The organism is Altericroceibacterium xinjiangense, from assembly GCF_003958635.1.
In the GTDB taxonomy this organism is placed as follows: Bacteria; Pseudomonadota; Alphaproteobacteria; order Sphingomonadales; family Sphingomonadaceae; genus Altericroceibacterium_A; species Altericroceibacterium_A xinjiangense.
In genome coordinates this window covers 1-9892 of sequence record NZ_RSEK01000027.1, presented here as the reverse complement: position 1 = coordinate 9892, position 9892 = coordinate 1, and the positions used below count along the sequence as shown (strand labels likewise).

Below are 9892 nucleotides of genomic sequence, written 5' to 3'. Positions count from 1 at the left end.
ACAGGCCGAACACAAGACTGCACCCGACCAATGTCAAACATCAAATCAACCCTTGCAACGCGGGAGCCATCCACACAGGACATTCCAAAGTAAGCTATCCACCAGTGCATGTGCGCCAACCTTCGGAGAATAGCAGCACTCGCGCTGCTCGCTGGAGTGGCGGCATGCGTGACGAACTCCGCTTCTACAGTGCCCGTGAAGCGTGTGGTCGCGGACGCAGAAGTGCTGAATGGGCAGGAAGTGCAAGTTCACGGTGTGATCGGCTCGTGGCACGGTGGCGTGAACCTCTTTTCTCCCAATCGCCACGAGTGCATCGGCCTCTTGGCAGCGCAAACAGAAGTTCTTCGCCTGCGTGCCTTCGAAGGGAAACGGATCAGCGTTCGTGGTAGGCTCGAAGCACAAGGATGCGGTCGCGACGGCATCTGCGATGAGCATTTATGTGGGCCTGCCGTGCTGTCGTCAGTACGATTGGAAAAGTGAAAGGCAGCGTCCGCCTTTCCACCCGTTTGCGAGATTCATCGCGAAGGTCTGAACGCGACCCGACGCGGACATTCAGGCGGAGGCGTTCATTCGCAGGAGCGCGCAAGAACAGGCCGAACGGACATCAGTTGCCCAGTTACGATCTCGTAACCTGCTTCCGTCTGATCGAGGACGAACATGAAGTCTCGATCATCCCGCATGTATGTATGAGCGAAGTATCGAACTGGCAATCTGGATGGAAGGGGCGATCCCCTTACGACTTGTCGCACGTTGAGTGTCGCTGAGATCCATCCATGACCTATGATGTCGTTCTCATTTTCGACGTGCTGGTAATCGCCGTTGACGACTCTACCGATCACGACAGTGTTGTCGCACTCGAAAGGCACCGTCCGGTCTTCTTCACTAGCGGAAGGAACTGTAGCGCACGCTGAAGTCAAAACCACTAGAGCTATCACGAGCCTCATGCCGAATGCCTAGCCGGATGAATGTCCGTTTTCCACCCGTTTGCGACATTGATCGCGAAGGTCTGACAGCGACCCGTTGCGGAAATTCGGAGCAGCGGTAAGATCGGGTATGATCACGCGATGGCCCGTGTCAGCAATGGTGCCGGGATCGGGATCGTGAGGCAGCGTCCATGGAAATCGGCCCTGCTGGGCTTCGCGATTTCATTGGCTCCCGTGATTGCCATCTTCCTGTGGCTCTACATGTCAGCCGAGATCGTTGCTGCGCAAGTCGCGCCACAGGATGCAGGTTTTCAGCGAGCCATCATTGATGGGGTTCAACAGCGGGCCGGCGAGACTGCACTCCTTTTGGCTGTCTCGCTCGGCATTCATTGGGTGCTGGCGGGCTTTCTCGGCAAGAACCCGGTCCATAACTTTTCCAGTGCCAATGTCCTCCTGACCCTGGCGTTTGCCACGTTTTTGGTGGTGGCTGCGAACGATTTGTATGGGTGGATCGACACGTACTGCGACCAACTTCCCTTCCCACACACCGGCTTTCAAATAACAAGAATAAGTGAATGTCCGAGCAGCGGCATGTTCTTTTCCGGGCTGCTCACAGTGTCTCTTGCCCTACTGCTCCTGAGCTTGATTGTGCGGGTCGTTGCCTCACTGACAGGGCGGCGAACAGTCGACTGAGATTCCAGCTCCAACGTCCGCTTTCCACCGAGGCTGTGTGAAAACGCATTTTCAGGTTTGAGGTAACTGGGCGAGAGTTTGGCTCCTTCGGCTCATCCTTGCATTGCGGCGATCATCTTCGGGGCGCCGAGCATGTTGATGGCGCGCTTCATGTTGTAGGCGAGGACGTGGAGGCTCATTTCGGTGCCGACCTTCTCAAGGGTCCGGGTCTTGAAGTGGCTTCTTCCCATCCAGTCCTTGATCGTGCCGAACACGTGCTCGACGGTTCGTCGTCGGACGCGCATGGCGTCGGGCATGCGCTCGAGCCTTGCCTGCATGGTCTCGATCACGTGTTCATGCTCCCACCGCTTGATCCGCCGTTCCTTGCCGGTCGTGCATTGCTGCTTGATTGTGCAAGCGCCGCAATGACTGGACCAGTAGGCATGGAGCCGCAGGCCCTGTTCGACCGTGGTAAAGCGGCGGGGGAGCGTCTCACCCGCAGGGCAGCGATAGCTGTCTGCGGCCTGCTCGTAGCGGAAGTCCTGCTTGCCGAACCGTCCGTCGGCCTTGGCCCCGGAGGTAAGCGGCTTGGGACAGATCGCGGTAATGCCTTCTTCCTCGCAGGCCAGCACCTCGACGCCTGAGAAGTAGCCGCGATCGGCGAGCACGGTCAGCTCGTTCGATCCGATCGCCTCGCGTGCCTTGCGGCCCATGTTCGCCAGCTGTGAGCGGTCATGGTCGACATTTGTCACCTCGTGCGCCACGATGATGTGACTGCCGGCATCAACCGCCGCCTGAAGGTTGTAGCCGACCAGCCCCGTTCCCTTCCCGGAACTCGCCATCGCCCGTGCATCCGGGTCGGTCAGCGAGATCTGCCGGTCGGGTGCGTCTTTCACCACCCGCTCCATCTCCTGGAGCTCGCGCATCTGGCGGCGTAGCGCCTCGAGCCGTTCGCCAAGTCGCGTGGTGCGCACCTGCGCTACCTCGTCCTCCTGCCGGTCCGCGGTGTCGAGCAGGCCCAGATAACGCTCGATGCTCGCCTCGATCTGCTCCATCCGCCGCCTGATCGCACCGGGCGTGAAGTTCCTGTCGCGCGTGTTCACCGCCTTGAACCGGCTGCCGTCCACCGCCACCGTGCCGCCCGCGATCAGCCCCAACTCGCGGCACAACACCACGAACTGGTGGCAACTCGCCCGGATCGCCTCGCCATTGTCGCGGCGGAAGTCGGCGATTGTCTTGAAGTCGGGCGCCAGCTTGCCTGTCAGCCACATCAGCTCCAGATTGCGTCCGGCCTCGCGTTCAAGCCGGCGGCTCGACTGCACCTGGTTGAAATAGCCATAGAGGTAGAGCTTGAGCATCGTCGCCGGATGATAGCCCGGACGGCCTGTCACCGCCGCATCCCCGAAGCCTAGCGCCGACAAATCCAGCTCGTCGACGAACACGTCGATCACCCGAACCTGGCTGTCCTCGGCAACGTAATCGTCAACGCAGTCCGGGAGAAGCTGAACCTCCCGCCGATCGCAACCCTCGATGAAACGCCCCATCACAGGCCTCCCAAAACAGGCCTGAACCATAGCATATTACCGCGTTTTCACACAGCCTCCACCCAGAGCGGAGATTTAACGGTCCGCTTGCTCGTAGCTGATCTTTACGCCTGAAACCTGCTCCTCCTGCTCGAAGATGCGCGAGTCTGCCGCGTAGCGCACCAACAGATGATCGCCGGTGAGCCACCTGATTTCAGCCCACGGACCGCCCCAGTCACCCACAGTTGCAGCGCCATGATCGTCGTCAGCAACGAAGGCGTTCCCGCTACCTGAGGGCTTCTCGTTCGGCGTCAGCACTGACACTTGGGTCGAGAAACCACTGGTCGCACCGCAGTCTCTTCGAAACATCACGGCAGTGTGCAGGCCGTCAGGAGCTTGGAGGCTGGATACGGGCGTATTGCTACACGCATCAGAACATCCAGCCAAAAGGAGCAGTCCGCCCACAGCTATGATGTCCCCTCGCATAGCCGGAGTTAAGCTGCCCGCGGGTTCAGGGTCAATGTCGCCTTTCCACCCCCTTGCGACATTCACCTGAGCGTTGAGTCCGACCGATTAAGGACCCGCTATAGCCCCGTCGCGTAACTGGCCCGCTCCGAGGGACTCGAACCCCCGACCCTCAGGTTCGAAGCCTGATGCTCTATCCAACTGAGCTAGGAGCGGTAAGGAAATCCTAACGCGTTTGCCCTCCGAATGCGAGGCTCACGAATGTTCGATAACACCTCAGTTACGACATTCGGCAGGAAGGTCTGGCAGCAATCCTTTGCGGAAGTACGACGGCGCTGGCACCACTGATGCATGGCAGAGGATTGGCGGGCTGACATTATTCTGGTGAACGAGTCCGCCGACGAAACCACGCCCGGTGATGTGTCGGTCTTCCGAAGTCTCGGTGAGGCTTGCCGCTGGTTAGAACCTTGGTGGGTCGAGAACCATGAGGGGTTTGCGTTCACAGCTACTGGCGCCCGCCTCACGCTCGGCATGGACAGCAACAACAGTGTGATCGTCGTCAGGCAAGAGCATGTGCCACATGGACCCAAAATTGTGCTGGGCTGGCTTTGCGCTTGCGCCACGGCAGTGCTGGACGCCCGTAGATCAAAGGCTGAGAGAGGAAAGGCAGTGCTCAGCCGCTCCGAGGAACAAGGGCAACTTCCGCTGACGACTGAGGGGCTAATCGCCTATGTCGGCTTCCAGAGCTAACGTCCGCGTTCCACCCTTTCGCCTGAAGGTCTGAACCCCACCCTTTCGCGATCTTCGTCGTGAAGGGCTGAACGCGACCTGTTGCGGACATCCGAGTTGTGGTGCAGCTTGGGCTCGTGGGTGCCCGTGCGATCCTGATCGTCTTACTGCTTTCGGTGCTGCTGTTTATCCTCATGGCCTACAGCGGTATGTTCATGCATGGCGACCCGGTGGAGTAGGGGCCGTTTTCGACCCGTTGCAGACGTTCAATTATTCCTCGTCATTGCCGCGCAAGTTCCGGCTACGAACTATCTGCTGCGGCGATTCGAAATCCAAACATACATGACGGGAGATATAATAATTCCGATGCTGATCAATGAAGCTGTAGGATTGTCAAAAGACAGAAGGGCCGAAAAGTAGGAGGGGCCTCCCATTAAGTAGCCGGAACCTGCCACAAGCAGCGACAAGGAAAGCAGTAGCAAGACTACAAGGTGCTTTTCTCTCATGCGAATCCCAATTCTTCCCCGGATGCCCATCCCTCGGCTGGGGCAGGTTAGCTTTAGGGCTCTTCCGCGATGGAGCAACGTGGCCGTTGTAACTGAGCGTCCGCTTTCCACCGAGGCTGTGTGAAAACGCGGTGATCTGCTATGGCTCAGGCCTGCTTCGGGAGGCGTGAGATGGGTCGTTTCATCGAGGGTTGCGATCGGCGCGAAGTGCAGCTTATGCCGGACTGCATTGACGATTACGTTGCCGAGGACAGCCAGGTTCGGGTGATCGACGTGTTCGTGGACGAACTGGACCTGGCCGCGCTTGGCTTTGGCGATGCAGCAGCGACAGGGCGGCCGGGCTATCATCCGGCGACGATGCTCAAGCTTTACCTTTATGGCTATCTCAACCAGGTGCAGTCGAGCCGCCGGCTTGAACGCGAGGCCGGACGCAATCTGGAATTGATGTGGCTGACGGGCCGCTTGGTGCCCGACTTCAAGACGATCGCGGATTTCCGCCGCGACAATGGCGAGGCGATCCGCGCCACATGCCATCAGTTCGTGGTGCTGTGCCGGGAGCTGGGGCTGATCGCTGGCGGGACGGTGGCGGTGGACGGCAGCCGGTTCAAGGCGGTGAACACGCGCGACAGGAACTTCACGCCTGGTGCGATCCGGCGGCGGATGGAGCAGATCGAGGCGAGCATCGAGCGTTATCTGGGCCTGCTCGACACCGCTGACCGGCAGGAGGACGAGGTAGCGCAGGTGCGCACCACGCGACTTGGCGAACGGCTCGAGGCGCTACGCCGCCAGATGCGCGAGCTCCAGGAGATGGAACGCGCGGTGGCGGACGCGCCTGACCGGCAGATCTCACTGACCGATCCGGATGCACGGGCGATGGCAAGTGCAGGCAAAGGCACCGGGCTTGTGGGCTACAACCTTCAGGCGGCAGTCGATGCTGAAAGCCACATCATCGTAGCGCACGAGGTGATCAACGTTGGTCACGATCGCTCCCAGTTAGCGAATATGGCACGCAAGGCTCGCGAGGCCACCGGGGCGCAGGACCTGACGGTGCTTGCGGATCGTTGATCGCCGGGAACAAACCGGCATCGCGTCAGGCATCAAAGTAGCGCCGCACCGTTTAGACCGGGGGAAAGCACTTGGGCAGAAGCCGCCATGCGCACCCGCTCGCGGCAATATAGAGCATCGCGTTGATCACCTCCCGCATATCCGTGGTCCCAGGTCGACCGCCTTGTCTTGCAGGAGGGACAAAGGGCGCCGGTATCGCCCACTCCGCGTCTGTCGTATCCGATGGATACCGCAATCCCTCCTGGCTATGCTCACGCCGGGCAATACCAATCCATGCCACCATACACTCCCTCTCTTCGCAAAGAGGCGTGAATCACAACAGGTTGGTATTGCTCAACAACTTTCGGATCCGGCTCTTGACCCTTGAACCAACAACTGGGAGGCAATGAACAGCTTCGAATGGCGTCGGTACACCGCGTTGCGGACGCGTTCCACAGGAAGCCGGCACCAAGCAGGTGTAGTCCCTTCTCCCAGCATAGAGCGTCCCTGAGACCAGCAGCAGAAGCAGATGGTGTTCTTGGGGTACTCTCGACGCGCCCCTCACAAACCGGCTGCCGTGATCCGACCGGGCGTCTTGAGGGTTACAGAGCCAATACTGGCCCGAGCTCCCGGGGTTCGCCCGGCCGCATATGCGGCAGCAGGTACAGACGCATCATCAATTACAAAACGCCGAGCGTGTTCCGTAAGCTCGGCAACTTCGCTACTCAGGTTCCGTGCTGCTGCTGAGGTTTCCTCGACCATCGCGGCATTCTGCTGCGTAGCTTGGTCCATGGTCCCGATCGCGGTGCTAATCTCGCCTACAGTTGTAGCCTGCGCCTGGTTATCATCAGCCATCGTCCGCAAAAGTGCGTTCACCTCTGTTACATCGTTGACGATCTCGGCTAGCGCATTGTCCACTTTGCGAACCATTCCGACAGCAATGGTGATGTCGGTTTGCGTAGCCGTCAGTTGCTCACGGGCGCGGCCTGCCTCTTCCTCCGCACGCATGGCGAGAGCGGAGACGAGATCGGCAACGACCGCAAAACCACGGCCAGCCTCACCCGCACGACCAGCTTCAACTGCCGCGTTCATCGCCAGAACGCGAGTCTGGAAGGCAATCTTGTCCAGTCCTTCGATCACGTCGTCGATGCCCTTTGCGTTTTCAGCTACGCTCGTCATCGCCTGCATGGCATCATCCGCAGTCCTGCGGCCGCTGGCCACGACATTAAGCGTGTGATCGGCCTGCTGAACGTTGCGCTGAGCAGCAGCGGCACCGCTGTTCAGCCTTTCCGCCATCGAGTCGATTGCGGCGGAACTCTGTTCAAGGCTGGCGGCATTTGCCTCCGTGCGCCGCGCCAGATCCTCGGACGCTTGTGCAATTTCGCGTGACCCGCTGTCGATCGTCACCGCTCGCTCGCTCAGCGCGCGGATCAGTTCGCGCAGAGACGCAACCGCCGCGTTGAAGTTGGTGCGGAGGGGTGCGTAGACGGGCGGAAACTCCGCTTCGATGTCGCGCGTGAGATTGCCCGATGCCAGACGGGTTAGCCCGCTGGCAAGATTGTCGATGACCTCCGTAAGCTCCTCCGTCTGGCGAGCGCGTTCGGTATCGATCACGGCCTGCGTGGCGCGGCGCTCTTGCTCCGCCAGTTCGATAGCCGCAATGAGAGAAACGATGTTGCGGGCTATCCATGCCAGGGTCGCAGCCTCGGCAAGCAGGATGACGGCGTGGAGAAGAATGCGTCCAAGCGATCCGCCATTGGGAAAGACCCAGTTGGGCATCGCCATTCCTACCAGCAGGTGATGAACCGCGACGACGGCTGTTCCCAAAGCGATCGCGCGCCAGTCGCACAGGATCACCACCGCCGCCAGAGCGGCGAAAAACACCATGTGGAGATCGGTCTGCCACGCTGCTCCTTCAAAGACGAACAGCAGCAGCGCGGGCATGGTAACCACGCTGGCAGCAGCCGACAGGCGCGCCGTCGAATCCGTGCGCCCCGCGATGGCAGCAAGCCCGGGATAAATGGCAAGGCCCACCGTAAGCAAAGCCGCGACGCTCGCGCCATTCGGTTCAAGCGCGAAGGCGCCAACCAGCGTAATCAGCGCGAGCAACGCAGTCATGGCGGCGAGCACGCGGACGCCAGTGAGCCGCAGGGAGTCCAGAGTGAGTGCGTTCATTTCAATCCTCCACCGGGACGCCGCAACCCGTCGCCCCGGAACGGACGAGCAAAGCGCCATGTTTGAGAGACGGGAGCAGCATCTGCCCTGCGGTGGCGTCGATCAGGATCGAACCTGCCGTGGGGCCCGGCCCGATTAGCCGCGCACCGGCCCGGCTGGCCCAGACCGCTGATGCCTCTGCTGTCGCTGGAACGAGCGGAATGACCAACATCGAACTCCCCGTCGGGAAAATCAGGGCCAGTGGCGCAAGCGCTAGCAGCCCGAAATGCACGAGCGATCCCGGATGCCTGCTGGGGGTCACCTGCTGCTTCTCAAGACCTTCTCGTCTATGCATTGCCGTTCGCCAACCGGACATCCGCCATGTGCATGTGCGACATGCAGCGACGGCAACAGCACCTCGCCAATGCTCATTATAGGAATGCGCCCGGAACCCATTGCTGCGTATTCAAAACAATTGCTGAGTTGGAGGTTTGCGCAAGTGTCCACAGCCAGCCGCTTGCGGACCCTCGGCACGGACCTGAACTGGGACCGTTGTTGATCCCTAGTTCATACCCATCGAACGGCGACAAATCGCACGGAGCTGCCGCTCCGCTTTGCACGGCCGCAAAGTCCGCGTGGCCTCTCCCGTCGCAAGCACCGGCAGACCAGCTATTCCCGAACCGCAATGGTCGCAGGCGGCTGACCGCTTACCAACTGCTCACAGAAACAGCGGCTGCACGTCCCTCATGACGCACCTACCACCGTATCCTCGACGCTCCCTGCGAGGCTGATAGGTGCGATTACGCAGGCGCTCCCGTCCAAAACCTCAGCTAGTAATTGCCGCAAGCAATAGCATGCTGATCAGCCGTCACGGCGTGCTGAATGGGGCTTAGCGGCGGCGGTGACCTCAACGTTGCCGTTGAGACGCAGGGGTCGAGGATGCGCAGGTATCTTCGGCGGGTTCCGTCATTGCGCTTGCCGACCTCCGGGGAACCCGGGGCGGGGCGGTTCATGTAACGATTGGTAGTAGAATTGTCAGAAAACCCGAGTTTGAGAGTGGCATTTCGTTCCGCACTTCGCCGCCTACTTGGGCGAACTGCCGTACCGCGCCACGATGATGATGAGATGATGTTTCGCAGGGTGGTCGAACAAAGCGGCGACGTGATCTGTCGGGTCGTCAACGGAAAGATCAGCTATGTATCCCCTTCGGCGTCTGTCGTCTTCGGATGGGATCCCCAGGAGCTCATCGGTACAGACGGGCTGCATACGATTTATGCGGATGATCGGCACATTGTCGAAGACGCGATTGGCCGGTTGATCTCAGGTGGCCAAAGTCAGGTTGTCACTCAAGAGAGGACAGTCTGCGGGGATGGCTCGCTTAAATGGACAGAGACAGTCGCCCGGATGGAAGGCGCGGGTTCGATCCTCGAGACAATTCTGGTGATGCGTGACATTTCGGAATGCAAGGTGATGATGTATGTGCGTTTCCCGCTTTCTTTGAGGAATGTGGAGAACCTCCTGTTCGAGCGGTGGATCGACATTTCACATGAGACGGTGGGGTTCTGGTGGAGCCCCTTCGGCAATCGCTGCTGGGATGAAGTTTGCCACGGTGCAGGAGGATTCCGTCTGACGGAGAGCAGGCTGCATCCGACTGACAGCACCCCGGGAAAGGATGCCCTCATCCTTTTCCGCCAACAGCATTTGTGGAGGTGCGGTTTTCTGTCATCTTCCTGACAAAAAACATGGGGAGTGGGACGTGAGCGACAGCGCGGAGGCCGCCGAACTGCGGCTGGAGGTTGAGCGGCTTCGAAAGGAGCTGCAGCTCCATAAAAGCACCCTGGCCCATATGCCGCATGGCGTCTGCATGTTCGATCAG

6 protein-coding genes, 1 tRNA gene and 3 pseudogenes are annotated in these 9892 nt (G+C 60.0%); 5 read left to right on the top strand and 5 right to left on the bottom strand.

Features of this window, described 5'->3' with window-relative positions; genetic code table 11:
* Positions 1 to 189 precede the first annotated feature (189 nt).
* Both ELY13_RS14005 and ELY13_RS14000 read left to right on the top strand, forming a co-directional pair.
* Positions 190 to 480 (top strand): hypothetical protein, encoded by a 291-nt coding sequence (locus tag ELY13_RS14005; protein ID WP_126174528.1) that lies wholly within the window; start codon positions 190 to 192, stop codon positions 478 to 480.
* 584 nt (positions 481 to 1064) lie between these two features.
* Positions 1065 to 1616, top strand: a complete 552-nt coding sequence (locus tag ELY13_RS14000; protein ID WP_126174527.1) for a hypothetical protein — start codon at positions 1065 to 1067, stop codon at positions 1614 to 1616.
* Positions 1617 to 1708: 92 nt separating this feature from the next.
* Here the strand turns inward: ELY13_RS14000 and ELY13_RS13995 are convergent, their stop codons facing one another.
* The 3 genes from ELY13_RS13995 to ELY13_RS13985 all read right to left on the bottom strand — a co-directional run bounded on the left by ELY13_RS13995 (position 1709) and on the right by ELY13_RS13985 (position 3799).
* A complete protein-coding gene (locus tag ELY13_RS13995; protein ID WP_126174526.1) occupies positions 1709 to 3139 on the bottom strand; it encodes an IS1182 family transposase in 1431 nt (476 codons plus the stop codon).
* Between the two features lie 75 nt (positions 3140 to 3214).
* Positions 3215 to 3436, bottom strand: a complete 222-nt coding sequence (locus ELY13_RS13990) for a hypothetical protein (protein WP_126174525.1) — start codon at positions 3434 to 3436, stop codon at positions 3215 to 3217.
* A 286-nt stretch (positions 3437 to 3722) separates the two neighbouring features.
* Positions 3723 to 3799 (bottom strand) — tRNA-Arg (locus ELY13_RS13985).
* Positions 3800 to 3934: 135 nt separating this feature from the next.
* Here ELY13_RS13985 and ELY13_RS13980 point away from each other — a divergent pair.
* Both ELY13_RS13980 and ELY13_RS13975 read left to right on the top strand, forming a co-directional pair.
* Positions 3935 to 4333, top strand: a complete 399-nt coding sequence (locus ELY13_RS13980) for a hypothetical protein (protein WP_126174524.1) — start codon at positions 3935 to 3937, stop codon at positions 4331 to 4333.
* A gap of 656 nt (positions 4334 to 4989) precedes the next feature.
* Positions 4990 to 5880 (top strand): annotated as a pseudogene (locus tag ELY13_RS13975) (IS1182 family transposase); the annotation flags it as partial.
* A 58-nt stretch (positions 5881 to 5938) separates the two neighbouring features.
* On the opposite strand, the pseudogene ELY13_RS13970 reads toward ELY13_RS13975, so the two are convergent.
* Positions 5939 to 6166: pseudogene (locus ELY13_RS13970) on the bottom strand (transposase); the annotation flags it as partial.
* A 257-nt stretch (positions 6167 to 6423) separates the two neighbouring features.
* On the bottom strand, positions 6424 to 8037 hold the full coding sequence (locus ELY13_RS13965) for a methyl-accepting chemotaxis protein (protein ID WP_241233728.1): 1614 nt from the start codon (positions 8035 to 8037) through the stop codon (positions 6424 to 6426).
* 1104 nt (positions 8038 to 9141) lie between these two features.
* Between ELY13_RS13965 and ELY13_RS15430 the strand changes: the two are divergent.
* A pseudogene (locus tag ELY13_RS15430) lies at positions 9142 to 9597 on the top strand (PAS domain S-box protein); the annotation flags it as partial.
* Positions 9598 to 9892: the final 295 nt, after the last annotated feature.